This is a genomic window from Cytobacillus dafuensis (assembly GCF_007995155.1).
GTDB classification, from domain to species: domain Bacteria; phylum Bacillota; class Bacilli; order Bacillales; family Cytobacillaceae; genus Cytobacillus; species Cytobacillus dafuensis.
The window spans coordinates 3,988,054-4,003,366 of sequence record NZ_CP042593.1 but is presented as its reverse complement, the minus strand read 5'-3'; the positions used below and the strand labels follow the sequence as shown (position 1 = coordinate 4,003,366).

Annotated in this window: 13 protein-coding genes; 12 read left to right on the top strand and 1 reads right to left on the bottom strand. The window is 32.9% G+C overall.

The genetic code is table 11. The annotated features are described in order from the left end of the window. Positions 1–3 precede the first annotated feature (3 nt). The 12 genes from FSZ17_RS19135 to FSZ17_RS19080 are packed head-to-tail and all read left to right on the top strand — an operon-like array spanning position 4 to position 14,102. The gene (locus tag FSZ17_RS19135; RefSeq protein WP_057773321.1) at positions 4–705 is read left to right on the top strand and encodes a WbqC family protein; all 702 of its coding nucleotides are present in this window, start codon (positions 4–6) and stop codon (positions 703–705) included. A gap of 15 nt (positions 706–720) precedes the next feature. After that, on the top strand, positions 721–1,770 hold the full coding sequence (gene pseI, locus FSZ17_RS19130) for a pseudaminic acid synthase (RefSeq protein WP_057773319.1): 1,050 nt from the start codon (positions 721–723) through the stop codon (positions 1,768–1,770). Positions 1,771–1,797: 27 nt separating this feature from the next. Beyond that, positions 1,798–2,667, top strand: a complete 870-nt coding sequence (locus FSZ17_RS19125; protein WP_057773317.1) for an aldo/keto reductase — start codon at positions 1,798–1,800, stop codon at positions 2,665–2,667. A 1-nt stretch (position 2,668) separates the two neighbouring features. Further along, on the top strand, positions 2,669–3,565 hold the full coding sequence (locus tag FSZ17_RS19120; RefSeq protein WP_057773315.1) for a Gfo/Idh/MocA family oxidoreductase: 897 nt from the start codon (positions 2,669–2,671) through the stop codon (positions 3,563–3,565). Next, complete coding sequence (locus FSZ17_RS19115) at positions 3,562–4,326, top strand: SDR family oxidoreductase (RefSeq protein WP_057773313.1); 765 nt, start codon at positions 3,562–3,564, stop codon at positions 4,324–4,326. The genes FSZ17_RS19120 and FSZ17_RS19115 overlap by 4 nt, the downstream gene beginning before the upstream one ends. Next, the gene (locus tag FSZ17_RS19110) at positions 4,320–5,027 is read left to right on the top strand and encodes an acylneuraminate cytidylyltransferase family protein (protein WP_057773312.1); all 708 of its coding nucleotides are present in this window, start codon (positions 4,320–4,322) and stop codon (positions 5,025–5,027) included. Before FSZ17_RS19115 ends, FSZ17_RS19110 begins: the two co-directional genes overlap by 7 nt. A 10-nt stretch (positions 5,028–5,037) precedes the next feature. Further along, complete coding sequence (locus FSZ17_RS19105) at positions 5,038–6,306, top strand: oligosaccharide flippase family protein (RefSeq protein ID WP_057773310.1); 1,269 nt, start codon at positions 5,038–5,040, stop codon at positions 6,304–6,306. After that, positions 6,281–7,510 carry a hypothetical protein gene (locus FSZ17_RS19100; protein ID WP_057773308.1) on the top strand — a complete coding sequence of 410 codons (1,230 nt, stop codon included), beginning with the start codon at positions 6,281–6,283 and terminating at the stop codon, positions 7,508–7,510. The genes FSZ17_RS19105 and FSZ17_RS19100 overlap by 26 nt, the downstream gene beginning before the upstream one ends. A gap of 52 nt (positions 7,511–7,562) precedes the next feature. Then, complete coding sequence (locus FSZ17_RS19095; protein ID WP_057773305.1) at positions 7,563–9,437, top strand: hypothetical protein; 1,875 nt, start codon at positions 7,563–7,565, stop codon at positions 9,435–9,437. A 58-nt stretch (positions 9,438–9,495) separates the two neighbouring features. Continuing rightward, on the top strand, positions 9,496–11,595 hold the full coding sequence (locus FSZ17_RS19090; protein WP_057773303.1) for an alginate lyase family protein: 2,100 nt from the start codon (positions 9,496–9,498) through the stop codon (positions 11,593–11,595). An 18-nt stretch (positions 11,596–11,613) separates the two neighbouring features. Next, the gene (locus FSZ17_RS19085) at positions 11,614–12,849 is read left to right on the top strand and encodes a glycosyltransferase family 4 protein (protein ID WP_057773300.1); all 1,236 of its coding nucleotides are present in this window, start codon (positions 11,614–11,616) and stop codon (positions 12,847–12,849) included. Further along, on the top strand, positions 12,849–14,102 hold the full coding sequence (locus FSZ17_RS19080) for a nucleotide sugar dehydrogenase (RefSeq protein WP_057773298.1): 1,254 nt from the start codon (positions 12,849–12,851) through the stop codon (positions 14,100–14,102). The genes FSZ17_RS19085 and FSZ17_RS19080 overlap by 1 nt, the downstream gene beginning before the upstream one ends. A gap of 77 nt (positions 14,103–14,179) precedes the next feature. Here the strand turns inward: FSZ17_RS19080 and FSZ17_RS19075 are convergent, their stop codons facing one another. Continuing rightward, on the bottom strand, positions 14,180–15,247 hold the full coding sequence (locus FSZ17_RS19075) for an ATP-grasp domain-containing protein (RefSeq protein ID WP_057773296.1): 1,068 nt from the start codon (positions 15,245–15,247) through the stop codon (positions 14,180–14,182). Positions 15,248–15,313: the final 66 nt, after the last annotated feature.

Below are 15,313 nucleotides of genomic sequence, written 5' to 3'. Positions count from 1 at the left end.
ATTGTGAGAGTTGCCATTATGCAGCCGACTTATTTGCCATGGATGGGATATTTTAATTTGATTAAATCTTCCGATGTATTTGTTTTTCTAGACGATGTTCAATTTGCGAAAAGATCTTGGCAGCAGAGAAATAAGATTTTATTACATGGAAAAGAAAAATATTTGACTGTTCCAGTAAAAACAAAAAATGCAAAAAGCTTGCAACTTTCCGAGGTTATGGTTGACGACCAGCAGGAGTGGAGGAAGGATCATAAGAATACTTTGTTTCACGCCTATTATAATCACCCATTTGGAAAGGAAGTATGGCAAGAAATATCCGAGGTTTTAGATGGTGAAAGCGACCTTTTATGTGAGATTAATATATCTATTATCAATAAAATCTGTCATAAACTTAATATGAATAAAAAAATATTAAGGAGCAATGAAATACCTGTTACTGGAAAAAAATCAGAGTATTTATTGAAGATTTGTCAAAATCTCGAAGCAGAAAAATACTTAAGTGCAATGGGTTCAAAAGAGTATATTGAAAAAGAATCTCTATTTCGAAACAGCAAGATACAGGTAGTATATCAGAACTATTCGCCTAAAACCTACCATCAATTTGGTTGTAGTGGCTTTACTCCTTATTTATCAATAATTGATTTAATTGCCAATATAGGCTGGGAGAAGGTATTAGACCACTTTGATGAAAATTGTTTTGATTAGTAAGGAGATGGAAGATTGAAAACTATTCAAATAGGCAATAAACAGATTGGAAGAGATAGTAAACCATTTATTATTGCAGAAATGTCGGGCAACCATAATCACTCTTTGGAAAGGGCACTTTCTATTGTAGAGGCAGCAGCAAAATCGGGTGCTGATGCACTTAAATTACAAACTTATACTGCTGATACGATGACCTTAAATATTGATGAAGGTGATTTTTTTATTAATGATTCTAATAACCTTTGGAAAGGAAATTCTCTTTACAGCCTATATCAGCAAGCATATACCCCATGGGAATGGCACAAGCCTATTTTTGATAGATGTCTTGAGCTTGGCATGATTCCATTCAGCACGCCCTTCGATGAAACAGCTGTCGATTTTCTAGAAAATCTAAATGTTCCAATGTATAAAATAGCATCCTTTGAAAATAACGATCTCCCATTAATTAAAAAAGTGGCCTCTACAGGTAAAACGATGATTATTTCTACAGGAATGGCTACAGCAGCAGAATTAGATGAAACTGTAAGTGCAGCCCGTAATGCGGGTTGTAAAGACATCATTTTGTTAAAATGCACGAGTACTTATCCAGCCACTTCAGAAAATACGAATATTTTAACGATTCCCCATATGAAAGAGCTGTTTAATTGTCAGGTTGGATTATCTGATCATTCAATGGGAACGGGTGTAGCAGTCGCGAGTGTTGCCTTAGGTGCAACAGTAATAGAAAAACACTTTACTCTATCTCGAGCAGATGGAGGAGTGGATTCCGCCTTTTCGATGGAGCCAGATGAAATGAAAACACTTGTAATTGAAACAGAAAGAGCATGGCAGGCACTTGGAAACGTAACATATGGTCCGACTGAAAAAGAAAAAACATCCTTAAAATATCGCAGATCGATTTATGCTTCAGCTGATATTAAAAAAGGACAGACCTTTACTAAAGATTGTATTAAAGTTATAAGGCCAGGATTGGGACTCCCTCCTAAATATTACGACTTAATAGTAGGAAGAAAAGCAAAAGAGGAAATAAAAAAAGGAACACCAATTTCGTTCGATTTATTTTAAGGCATACGGGAAGAAAGAGGATGATGAATGAAGCTATCGTTAGGTACAGTGCAATTTGGCCTTAACTACGGTATAACGAATCATTCAGGAATGACTCCTGCTGAAGAAGTGAAAGAAATACTGGATTATGCAAAAGAAAATTCGATCAATCATTTAGATACGGCCCCTTCATATGGAAATAGTGAGCAAGTAATCGGTAATCTTATTAATCATGATTTCATCATAAATACGAAAACACCGCATTTTAATTCTTGTGAAATTGGAGAACAGGATATTGATGTCTTGGAAAACACTTTTTTTCAATCATTAAAGAATCTTAAACAAACATGTTTAGAAGGAATTTATATACACAACATCCATGATATGAGGAAGAAAAATGCAGAAAAACTATTTCAAAAATTAGAATCCCTGAAAAAGCAAGGCTATGTAAGGAAGATAGGCTTTTCAGTATACGATGGAGAAGACATTGGTTTTTTATTGAAGTATTATGATTTTGATTTAGTGCAAATACCAATTAATATATTTGATCAAAGATTTTTAGTAAATAATTACTTAGTTGAATTAAAAAATAGAAAAATAGAGATTCATGCTAGATCAATTTTTTTACAAGGGATTCTTTTGTCCCAAATAAAAGAGCTACCTCCGCATTTTACCAATAATACTGCAATATTTAAAAAATATGAGAATTTTTTAAAGGAAAATCAACTTACAAAACTAGATGGAGCCATCCACTTTGTCAATAACATAAAAGAAATCGATTATATGATTGTTGGTGTAAATCATGTTCAACAGCTGAAAGAAATTCTGGAATCTTATAATAAGAAAATAGTGATAGAGGATGATGTTCATTTACTATCAATAAACAACCCCGATTTAATTGATCCAAGGAGATGGTAAGGTGAAAGAATTAAAGCTGGGTGTAATTGGAATGAGTGATGGAAATGGTCATCCGTATTCATGGTCAGCAATATTTAATGGATTCAATGATGCATATATGAAAGATTGTCCCTTTCCTGTTATACCAGACTATTTATCTAAACAGTCATTCCCAGAAGATAGTATATTTGAGGGAAAAGTATCATATATTTGGACTCAGGATAAAGAAATCTCTAAGCATGTGGCCAAGTCAAGCAACATAGAACATATTGTAGAACATTACCCAGATATGATTGGTCAAGTGGATGGGATTCTTCTGGCGCGAGATGATTATGAACATCATCTTGAAATAAGCGAACCTTTTTTGAAAGCAGGTTTACCTATTTATATTGATAAGCCCATTGCCATCAATAAAAAGCAAGCTAATAAAATTTTTTCATTGCAAAAATATAAAGGCCAAATATTTACATGTTCTGCTCTAGGGTACGCAAAAGAGTTCCAATTAACAGACAAAATGAAAACAGAGATCGGCAATTTAGAATATGTCGAAGCATGTATTATGAAAAGTTGGGAAAAATATTCCATTCATATAATTGAACCAGTCTTAAAGATCATTGGAGATCAAGGGGAAATTAAATTAGTGAACAAAACAATAAGTAATAATAAACATATCATTACTTATACCTGGGATAGTCATTTAGTTACAACCATCTCGACATTAGGAGAAAGTCCATCCCCAATTAAAATTAGATTATTTGGCTCAAAAGGTTACAAAGAGCTTGTATTTGAAGACACATTTTACGCTTTTAAGAAAGCATTACAGCACTTTATAAATATTATTAAAAAGGAAGATCCTCCAATTAATCAAGGGTTTGTTATGAAGGTAGTCGATATGATTGAAAGAGGTTTGGAATCATGATGGCTAAAACATTATTAATTACTGGCGGTACAGGAAAAGTGGGGAAGCAGTTCGTTAAGTTTTTTTTATCACAGCAATGTAAAGTAGTCATTACATCGAGAAGTAACCTGAACGTATTGGAGTTTTTGGAGCAACTAGATAAAAAGGAATATCTCGATTCATTCCATTTCATACAGGTAGATTTAGAGGATAAAAGTGCTGCAAATGTAATTATCAAATGGTGTGAGCAGAATGAAACTTGGCCCGACGTTCTTATAAATAATGCTAGAAATATAGATTATTTAAAGATGGAGAACGGATATGTACCATACGAAAACTGGCATGGAGAATTCAATTTAGATGTCATTGTTCCATATAACCTAACAATGAAATTTATTAGTCATACACAATCTATATTAAAGAATGTTATTAATATTTCATCCATGTATGGAATAGTCCCGCCGAATCCATCACTCTATGAAGACTTTCATAATCAGTCCCCTATTCATTATGGTGTTGCCAAAGCAGCATTAATCCACCTTACGAAAGAATTATCAGTCCGGCTTTCTGATAGAAAAATTCAAGTAAATACTATATCCTTTGGCGGTGTTGAAGGCCGTGTTAACGAGGATTTCAAAAAAAAATATGGAAGGCTTTGCCCGATGGGGAGAATGCTAAAAGAAGAAGAAGTGATAGGAGCTGTGCAATTTCTAGCCTCAGATTATTCAGCAGGTATAACTGGACATAATCTTGTTGTTGATGGGGGCTGGTCTGTATGGTAAGTAGGAAGAATATTGCCATCATTCCGGCTAGAGGGGGGTCCAAGCGGTTACCGAAAAAGAATATCATTGATTTTTTTGACAAGCCGATGATTGCTTGGACGATAGAAGCTGCCGTTCAGGCAAATATTTTCGATCGAATCATTGTGAGTACTGATAATGAAGAAATTGCTTCCGTTTCAAAAGCTTTTGGAGCAGAGGTTCCGTTTCTTAGAAATGAGTTTGAAGACGATTATTCCCCAGTAAGTATGGCTACGATTGCAGCACTGAAACAATCGATGAATTATTTCAAAGAGGAGTATGAAAATGTCGTTCAGCTAATGGCTAATTGTCCACTTAGAAATAGCAATGATATTGTTTCAGCATATGAATTTTATATAACTAGTGGGTTAGATTTCCAAATTAGCTGTTTTAAATTTGGGTGGATGAACCCTTGGTGGGCAGTAAAATTAGATGATAACCTCATGCCTGAACGAATTTTTAATGAGGCCTATCATAAAAGATCCCAAGATTTAAGTGATTTGTACTGTCCTACGGGAGCGATTTGGATAGCAAAATGTAATGAGCTGTTGAAAGAAAATACATTCTATGGAAAGAATCATAGCTTTTATCCTTTGTCATGGATTTCAGCAGTTGATATTGATGATATGAAAGATTTCGAAATGGCCAAGGCAGCATATATTATAAGAAGCAATCAGAAATGAAGGGAATGAAATGGAGAACTTTAGTCAAAAAGGAAATGTAAAAACGCTTATTATTTACACATTTTCGAGATATTATAAGCAAGGCATTGTCTTTCTAAGAAGTATGATTTTAGCCTATCTTTTGTCAATTGATGCATTTGGATTATATAGCTGGGTTGCTGTGCTCTTAACATTTTCTATCGTTATAAACTTAGGAACGAATTACTCGTTAGTAAAATATGTATCTATTAAGAAAGATCCACTTGAACAACAAAGGTATATAAATAATACATTTTCAATTTTAGTATATAGCTATATCATTTTTACCATTTTGGCTTTAGCTATAACAAATACGAAAATAAATATCTTTGCTGATTTATGGTTTTTAGTTATTTTTATTCTCTTTCTTTACCAAATAAACATTTATTATGAAAGTCTATTGCGATCCATTGAGAAATTTACTGAAATAGCGATTGGGTATATTCTTGTTGCTTCTCTAGAGGTTATTTTACTATTAGCCTATTTTAAAAGCGTAAATTTAGAAAAAGCTTTATATTTTTATGCGGTTTCACTTTTAGTGGCAAATGTTTATTATTTTATGACATCAAAAAAATATACTAGATTATCATTAAATTCTCCAAAGAATTTGTTCGGCCATGAATTTAATGAATTAATAAAGAGCGGTAGCTTGCTGCTGTTATTTAATTTAGGTTATTTGCTGTATATCAACATAGATAAAATTTTAATTGGAATTTATAGAGGAAATGAAGATTTAGGAATTTATAATTTTTCGACAACACTTATTGCTGGAAGTGCTATTGTATTGCAATCCATATCATATATTTATTATTCGAAGCTTTTAAAATTTTACTCTACGAACAAACCAAACACAATAGAGGTTTTTCGGAAAACATTAATCCTATTAAGTGTTTTGCTCATTCTATTTAATGCAGCTGTTATATTTGTAATGCAATTGTTTATTCAATTTTTCTTTACTCAATATGCTGAATCCTTTGTCATTATTGTCATTCTGATCGTGGGGCAATATTTTAATACCCTTGCTTTATTCTGTAATGTTATTCAAATTGCAAGAGACAAAGAAAAACTAATTGTCATTCAACAAATTATTTCGATAATAGTTAACACTTTATTAAGCGGAATATTTTTAATTTTAAATTATCCCTTATATTTTGTGGCAATCGGTACACTTATTTCCCAATTAGTATTTACTTGCTTAGCTTACAGAAACGCCAAAAGACAAGTGGTGATGAAAGATGAATCAAGTAAGGCTAGGTCGTAATCCATTTAATATGGATTCATTTATATTTAACTTTATTTTGTTTAGTATTTGCTTTTCTCAAATTATTTCAGTTTTTAGGGCAGCTAATATTTATAATACTTCGTATATTGATATAGTAATCAATGCTGTTTTTTTATATATTTTTTTAATTATGATTATTCCTCGATTTATACATCTAAAATTTACCTATAGCCTTGCTTTGATGTTGGTCATAACAGTTGTATCTCTTGCTTTTGGGGTTATTTATAACGATTTTTCTAGATATATAATTTCCGACTTTATAAACGGAATTTCGTTTGTGCTCCTTTTGGTATACATCATTAACAGTGATATCGAAAAGAGAGATTTTCATCCATTAGCTAAGTGGTTAACCATCTCATTATCCGTTTCTCTATTGATTTACTCCTTGTTTCCTCTAATAGGGATAGAAATATTGAGTGTGGGTAAAACATCAATTATGTTTTTATTTCCAATCGTTTTCTATTACACGAAAAAGCGATACTATTTAATGGTTTATAATATTGTATTAATTTTGCTGGCGAGTAAAAGAGCCTTATTATTATCTCTATTAATAACATTTATAATCGTTTTGATTGTAGATAGGAAGAATAATGTTTTCATAAGGATTATTCTTTTAACTGTATTTATTCTTTGTGTCATTTTTTTACTCTTTTATACCATGACCCCAGAAAGAGTCTTTAGCTTACCTCCATTTTTGCATGATCTATTTTATAAGTTTATGATAGTGAATCCTTTTTCAGCGTATAGCGCTATATTTGAAGATTATAGAATTCTAGAAATTAAAAATTCTTTAAATGACGTAAAATATTCGTTTGGGCTATTGTTTTCGGGGATGGGTCCTGGTTATGTTTATGATATTTTTACACCTAGGAATGAACTAATTGAAGTTGGTAAACACAACTCCCATTTTACACCTGTTAGTTTGCTTACAAAATTTGGATTGGTTTATGTAATTATCCTTTATATGAATTTAATAAGGGTCATGTTTAAGTCTTTACAGGCATTATACTCTAAGGTGTTAGACGATAACGAAAAAATTTTTTGCATGTATGTCATTGCAGCATTTATTAATTCCTTTACCGCTTTTACTTTTTTTATCGACTATTTATTTATTCTTTGCTTCGGAATCCTTTTGAAGATGAGTTTTCAATTTAAACGGAAGAACTCATCAGAAAAGTTTTGATGAACTCTTTCAGTTTATTGTTTTCAAAGAAAAATTCACCAGGGGGGATTTCATGCGTGCTGTTATTTACCTAGAAGACGAGATAAATAGTACTTTAATGAGATTTATTAAGAGAATTAACCCAGAAGAATACTGCATTATTGCAGCATCAGAAAACGTTGCAAAAAAAATAGATGCTTATAAGGTGCTCAAAATTGATATTCAACATGAAGCGTATGGAGATATTGAACCTTGTTTTACATTATACAATCAATTAACAGAAGAATTCGAAAAGATTAATCAGGATAGTATGGTTGATCTAATATTGCCATATATGAATGGTTTTTCTAAATTAACTTACCATTTTATTAACCATGTTTTAGTTCAAATTGAAGGTTTGATTAAGAGTGAAAATATTACGAACGTCACTTTTATTAATGGCCACGATAAGCTTCCATTCACTTCTATATTTTTTTCAGAGGGAGAGCGGCCGTTTAGGCTAATGTATACGAGGAGCCGATATTTAAATTATTTTATTAATAAGTTTTTATTGGATAAGGGCATTTCAACAGAATGGGTAGCAAAGGAATCGAAAGTGAAACTTCTTTTTTATAGGTTTGTAAGAAGAGAGTTTATGATTCTAATAAGATTTCTTATTTATTTTAAGATGTGGTTTACCGCAAAGGCAGCGATAAAGAGGAAAAAATTTGTCTACTCATTTAATGATGATAAAAATGACAAAATTACTTTTCTATTGGCTCGAAATATTGTGCAGGTATCTCCATTATTAAATATTTATCATGAATTAAAAAGACAAAAAAAGAGACCTCTTTTTGTAGCTATGGATATGCTTCAAAGGGGAAATTGCACATCCTACTTAAGTAAAAAAGGGATAGATTATTTATCTTTGACAGGCTTATTAACGATTAAAGACTTGTTTTCTATCCTAGGATTGACCATCAACTTACGCAAACATCTTGCATTAATGCCAAACTTTATGATTAACAACGTGTATATAAATGGTGAAGATTTGATGCGTGAAATATCTTCTAGCTGGATAGAAGGCCTTATTCGATATAGGTTGTTAAATAAAGTGTTAGAAAAGATTAATCAAGTAGAAACGATTTTTACAACGGAAACTTTTAACCATAATGCTGCGATTGAAGGGTTGTGGGCAAAAGATAATCGTATTCCCATTTATACTATTCAACATACAACCTATTGGAAAGGCATCGCACCTATAAATGTTTGGACAAATGGAATCTTTTTTATGACTTATGATATTTACCGATTTTTCCTTGAACATTGTCCGAATGAAAGAGAAAAGTTTAATTATGTTGGGCCTATCAGTTATGATTATTACTTTAATTCTAAAAAGAATGTAAAAGGAAAAATTTCTATATTTACTCAACCAGATGATTTTTTAAATGAATATATTAATATTACAAACGATGTTGCTAAATCGGTAAAAAATATTGGTAAGAGTGTAATTGTTAAGCTGCATCCTCGTGAAAAAAGAAAAAAGTTTTTTCAAAAAAAATTCAGTAACATTATTAATGAAACAGGTATTATGGGGTCCATTAGTAATGAGGAGAGTAATGAAATTATTAGGAACTCTGAGGTTAGTATTTCTATCTCTTCTGGAACGATCTATCAATCAATCCTTATCGGTATTCCTCCGATACGAGTAAATTATGAAAAAAAATATAATACAGACGAATCCAAAGTCGACTTTTTATCTCATCCTGTTACATATGAGGTTTGCAATCGCGAGGAACTTCAATATGCCTTGAATAATATCGAAATCATACATGAGAAATTCCAATTTTTTAGAGAAGACTATCTTGATAAAGTTTTGCCGGGATACACAGGAAACTCGACAATGAAGATGCTAGAGGTGGTAGAACGCCTTAGACATAAGTCTTCAAGCTTGGAGAGAAGCACTTAAAAATTCAAGTGAGGGAGCATAGCGTGTGCTTAAAACATAGAAATGAGAAGGAGACATTATGATTACTACATTAAAGATCATGAGACAGATGGGATTAGACTGGACGTTGTTCAGACTTCAATATGAACTGAATAAAAAAATGGGCTTCCTAGAAAAAAAATTTCCTCCTCATCATATGACAGATTATGAATTCTTTGAAAAAACAAATCTAAATTTCCAAACACAGGAGGAGCTTCATTTTTGGTGGAAACAAAATAAAGCTCCTTTCTTTTTTTTATCCGAAGATAAAAAAGGAATACAAGATAGGATGTTTTCGCTTCTGCCTTCTATGGAAAATGACGTTATTAAAATTGCGGATGAGATTTGTGAAAACAATTTTCTTTATTTTAGCAACTGGAATGTAAAATTTGAAAAAATAAACTGGCATATTAATCCGGTGAACAATATAGAAGTGCCGAAAGTACATTGGGTAAACATAAAAGATCTTGAAAATGACTTTGGCGACATTAAATATATTTGGGAATTATCCCGATTTCCCTTTGTCTATACTATTGTCCGTGCTTTTATTCTTACCAATGATGATAAGTATCCAGCGAAATATTGGGAGCTGTTTGAAAATTGGATAGGGGAGAATCCTGCAGAAATTGGTGTTAATTATAAATGCGGCCAAGAAATGACCTTCAGAATAATGGCCTGGATATTTGGTCTGTATGCTTTTATAAGCCATAAAGAAACAACTCCAGATAGAATGACAAAAATGCTGAAAATGATTTATTGTCATGCGGATCATATTGATAGGCATTATGATTTTGCTTTAAAGTCTGTAAGAAATAATCATTCTATTTCAGAAGCTGCAGGAATGTATACGGTAGGATTATTATTTCCCTTTTTTGATAAAGCTTCAAGATGGAAAGAAAAAGGTAAAAAATATCTTGAAGAGGAAGGTCTTAGACAGGTTTATTCAGATGGAACATACCTGCAGCATTCTATGAACTATCAACGACTAGTCGTCCAAGTATACACATGGGTGTTCCAATTGGCGAAAAAAAATAATGACCAGTTCTCAGACGAGTTACATGATCGATTAAAAAAATGTGCGTTATTCCTATATAACAATCAAGATGATCAAACAGGGAAATTACCGAATTACGGGATGAATGATGGCGCCTTAATTCACCCTTTAGCAAGCAATGATTATCTTGATTATCGGCCTCAATTAAACGCACTATGGTACGTATTAACGGGGAAGCGTCTTTATCTTAGTGGAATTCATGAGGAGAATCTCCTTTGGTTATGTGGGATTGATTCTCTAAGTGCACCAATCGATTGTCAAGAGAAAGAGACAAAAAGCTATCCGATTGGAGGTTATTACACAATTCGAGAAAAAGACTCGTTTGGAATGATAAGATGTACAACTTTCAAAGATAGGCCGGCACAAGCAGATATGCTTCACTTGGATCTGTGGTGGAAAGGTCAAAATGTGCTTACTGATGCGGGGACATTCTCATATAATACTGACATAGATCAATTTCTGTTTTTTAATGGCACTTCCTCACATAATACATTGATGATAAATAATAAAGATCAAATGGATAAAGCGCAAAGATTTATTTGGTTAAATTGGATTAAATCTAAATTGTTAAGATTTTATAAGGATGACTCCGTTACTATATTTGAAGGTGAACACAGTAACTATTCCCCGCTTATACACCGTAGATCTATTCTGCACAAGGAAAATTGCTGGATTATTGTTGATGATATGTTTGGTGATTTTCAAAGTAAGAATCAAAACTTTTCACTTAGATGGTTATTTGGAGTCAATCAGGTAGAAAAAATAAATCAAAATACTTGGGGAATTAGATTAGAAGATGAACAATTAAATCTAAAGATATTTTCTTCGCAAAAGACAAACGATCAAATCAGTATAGGGGCAACAAATATAATAAGAGGCTGGAAATCATTATACTATGGAATTAAAGAAGCAGCTCCCCAGCTTGAATTGAATCTCAACAGCAAGCAAAATACACGAATAATAACAGTTATTACAACTCAGGAAAATACAATTAATTATTCATTAGAGAATAATCATGTTCAGATAAATGATTATACTTTACTCCTGTTTGAAATTGGCGATAATCATGTTTTTAAGGTTGATTGAAGGGGTGCGAGGCGGTAAATGAAAATATTACTAATCTGTCAATATTTCCTCGGTCAAAATGATTCAGGAGGCTCCCGATTTAATCAGTTTGTGAAGTATTGGGAAGAGCTGGGGCATGAAATTACGGTTGTTGCAGGAACGGTTCACTATACAACTGGGGAAAAAGAATCAAAATATAAGGGCAAATGGATTGTAAAAGAAAAGTATTCCGACAACGTGACCATTTATCGTACTTATGTTTCTGAGAGCTACAATAAATCGTTTCGTGGACGATTATGGGGATACTTCTCTTTTACTTTTTCTTCATTATATGCAGCGCTTTTTAAAATAAAGAAACATGATGTTATGATGGTTTCTTCACCACCTTTGTTTGTGGGAATTACAGGAATATTATTAAAGCTGTTTAAAAGGACACCGATGATTTTTGAAATTCGGGATTTATGGCCCGAATCTGCCATTGACATAGGAGTTGTAACAAACAAAGCGCTAATTCATGCTGCATACCTTGTTGAAAAACTAAGTTATAAGTTTTCTGACAAAATAAATGTATTAACTCCAGCGTTTAAAAAGGCGTTAATTGAGAAAAAAAATGTACCAGAAAATAAGATAATCTTCATACCGAACGGAGCAGATTTAGATATATTTCAACCTGGTGAAAAAGAGAACTGGGTTCGGGATCAATATAACTTAAAAGGCAAATTTGTCATAACTTATATGGGAGCTCATGGTGTTGCGAATTATTTGGACTCGATCTTGAATACAGCAAAAATATGCAGAGAGTACCCCGATATCGTCTTTTTGTTAATTGGAGATGGGATGGAGAAAAAGCGATTGATGATAAGAGCGGAAGAAGAACAGATTGAAAATGTAGTATTTATACCACCACAACCTAAAAAGGTAATCCCGGACTTCTGCAACGCCTCTGATGTATGTACAGCTGTCTTAAAAAATATAGAGATATATAAAACGGTTTACCCAAATAAAGTTTTTGATTATATGTCATGTAAAAAACCAATTTTATTAGGAATTAATGGGGTAGCAAGAGAACTTATTGAAAAAAGCAACTGTGGTTATTTTGTTGATGTGGACAATCCGGAAGATTTCAAAAATAAAATACTATCAATATATCAAGATTCCAAATTGATAGAAACATTAGGAGAAAATGGCTACGAGTATGTACGAGAGACTTTTAACAGAGAAAATTTATCCAAAACCTATATTGAGGAAATAGAAAAGATTGTGAGGTCAACCTAATGTCAAAAAGTCTTTGTGTGATTGGGCTAGGTTATATAGGACTCCCAACAGCAGCAATATTTGCTAGTGCTGGATGGGATGTAATTGGTGTTGACATTAATCCGATGATTGTTGAGAAACTAAATCAAGGGAAAATCCATATAGAGGAAACAGGCTTAGAGGATGCTGTTCAGAAAGCTGTAGCACAGGGGAAGCTACGTGCTCAATTAGAGCCGACCAATGCCGATTGCTTTATCATAGCTGTTCCAACACCGATTAATAGTGACAATATCGCTAATATTGATTATGTCCTTCAGGCAACGAAAGCCATTTTACCTTTTATTAAACAGGATAATGTCATCATTATAGAATCGACCATTCCGCCTAGAACGATTGATGATAAGATTGTTCCAATTTTTCAAGAGGAAGGATGGAGAGTTGGGGAAAATATATACTTGGCTTATTGTCCTGAGCGAGTACTCCCCGGTCGAATTTTAACTGAATTAGTAGAAAACTCAAGAATTGTAGGAGGTGTTAATGAGCATTCAGCACAGAAAGCAGCGGATGTATATAAAACTTTTGTAAAAGGAACTATTCTAACTACTACTACAGTAAATGCAGAAATGGTCAAGCTAATGGAGAATACTTATCGTGATGTTAATATTGCTCTAGTGAACGAGCTTGTAAAAATCTGTGATCATCTCCACATCGATGCCCTCGAAGTAATTAAATTTGCTAACTTCCATCCAAGAGTGAATCTGCACTTACCAGGCCCTGGTGTAGGTGGACACTGTATTGCCGTTGACCCGTATTTCATTATTGAAAAAGCACCTAATCAATCTGTATTAATTTCAAATGCTAGAGAGATTAATAACTCAATGCCTTCCTTTGTTATCGAAAAAGTAAAAAAATTGGTACCTAATGTTAATACGAAAATAGCCGTATTCGGATTAAGTTATAAAGGTAATAATGATGATGTACGTGAAAGTCCTGCGGTGAGTGTATTGAAACTACTACAGTTAGAAGGATACCATATAGCAGTATATGACCCTCATGTAAATCAAAACCAAATAGAAACCAAGTTAACAAGCTTTGAAGAAGCGATTACGGATGCTGAGTGTATTTTAGTATTGACTGATCATAATGAGTTTAAGGATATTTCGGAAAATAGAATCATTCATTTAATGAAAAAACCAGTAATTTTTGATACTAGAAATTGTATAGAAGTTAAAGATAATCGAATTTCTTATTTTAACTATGGAAAATTACCATAGATAAAGGGCTGAGTATACAAAATATTTTACTGTGGAATGAAAAGGAAAAACAAAAGGATGGAGAATCTCCATCCTTTTTATGATTGCATACCTTTGTTTATCTCTTCCTCAGTTGTTAAAATGGGTTCTCTATCCATATCTCTAATCCAAAGAAGTCCATCTTGAAGTGGATTCAATTTTTTATTAAGGGAAGGGAATTTATTGTATATAACGATGTCTTTGTAAATCTCTGGCATATTCAAACCAGCCTCTGTAAAGAAGTAGCAGGTAGTAAAAAAGCGCATGTTGATTTCTGTTGGATTCGGAAAATCATTCTGATCATATGTCATATCTACACCATAAACACCATGAGGCTTTTTATCAATTGCAAATATGGTATCCGTTGCTACTCTGTTGACATTCTCATTTGAGTACGTTTCTCCCACTCCTGTAATTCCTGTCACACCAGATAAGGTACGATTTGCAAACCCCCAAGATTTTCTTCTCCTCGTCTGAGCAACAACTAGTTCACCTTCATACCAAATAGATAACCATGTTACAGTGTTATTAGGCTGAAGAAATTCCGAGGCAGTGAAATTTCCCCAGCCTTTATAGGAATCAATCCAATTTTTGGCGAAATCATAGTCGCTAGTAGGCAATGAACCTTTTCCTCCTGCTCCAACTGTAGATCTAAGCCAAACTTTCCCTTCCTTATTCCCAAGCTGAGAAAATGCCATCTTTAGGTCGAATTTATTATTAATAACAATTGTTTTAGGAACTTTTATCCCCTCTGCTTGCCATAGCATATAAGATTGATACTTATCTGTACACTTTTCAATCACTTCATGTCTGGGCATAAATAATTGAGTTCCTGTTGCAGTAATTTCCTCTCTAAATTTAGATGCTTCCAAAATTTCTCTATCACTCATAAATACAGCAAGACTAGGTTTCTCTTTTTCTAATATCTTTAAAAATGCCTTTTTATATTCATTACCAAAAGCAAACTCATATGGTATGTGACGTTTAATTTGAACTTTGGAAGTGAAAAGATTTATCGGATTTCTTGACACACCGATTATTTCTTCTTTCACTGACGATTGATTCCATGACTTAATAACATTTTCAGCAGGAGCAGCCCCAACTTCAGTTATCAGGATTTTTTCCATATAAACACCTCAATGTATTGAAAAAACGTATCTATAGGTACTATCTAGAGAATTTTTCGTATTCTT

What these genes read in the sequence shown, in the direction of transcription:
- FSZ17_RS19125 (WP_057773317.1), top strand. Translation starts at nt 1,798, where the DNA reads ATGAAGCTATCGTTAGGTACAGTGCAATTTGGCCTTAACTACGGTATA.
- FSZ17_RS19115 (WP_057773313.1), top strand. Translation starts at nt 3,562, where the DNA reads ATGATGGCTAAAACATTATTAATTACTGGCGGTACAGGAAAAGTGGGG.
- FSZ17_RS19110 (WP_057773312.1), top strand. Translation starts at nt 4,320, where the DNA reads ATGGTAAGTAGGAAGAATATTGCCATCATTCCGGCTAGAGGGGGGTCC.
- FSZ17_RS19105 (WP_057773310.1), top strand. Translation starts at nt 5,038, where the DNA reads ATGGAGAACTTTAGTCAAAAAGGAAATGTAAAAACGCTTATTATTTAC.
- FSZ17_RS19100 (WP_057773308.1), top strand. Translation starts at nt 6,281, where the DNA reads ATGAATCAAGTAAGGCTAGGTCGTAATCCATTTAATATGGATTCATTT.
- FSZ17_RS19095 (WP_057773305.1), top strand. Translation starts at nt 7,563, where the DNA reads ATGCGTGCTGTTATTTACCTAGAAGACGAGATAAATAGTACTTTAATG.
- FSZ17_RS19090 (WP_057773303.1), top strand. Translation starts at nt 9,496, where the DNA reads ATGATTACTACATTAAAGATCATGAGACAGATGGGATTAGACTGGACG.
- FSZ17_RS19085 (WP_057773300.1), top strand. Translation starts at nt 11,614, where the DNA reads ATGAAAATATTACTAATCTGTCAATATTTCCTCGGTCAAAATGATTCA.
- FSZ17_RS19080 (WP_057773298.1), top strand. Translation starts at nt 12,849, where the DNA reads ATGTCAAAAAGTCTTTGTGTGATTGGGCTAGGTTATATAGGACTCCCA.
- FSZ17_RS19075 (WP_057773296.1), bottom strand. Translation starts at nt 15,247, where the DNA reads ATGGAAAAAATCCTGATAACTGAAGTTGGGGCTGCTCCTGCTGAAAAT.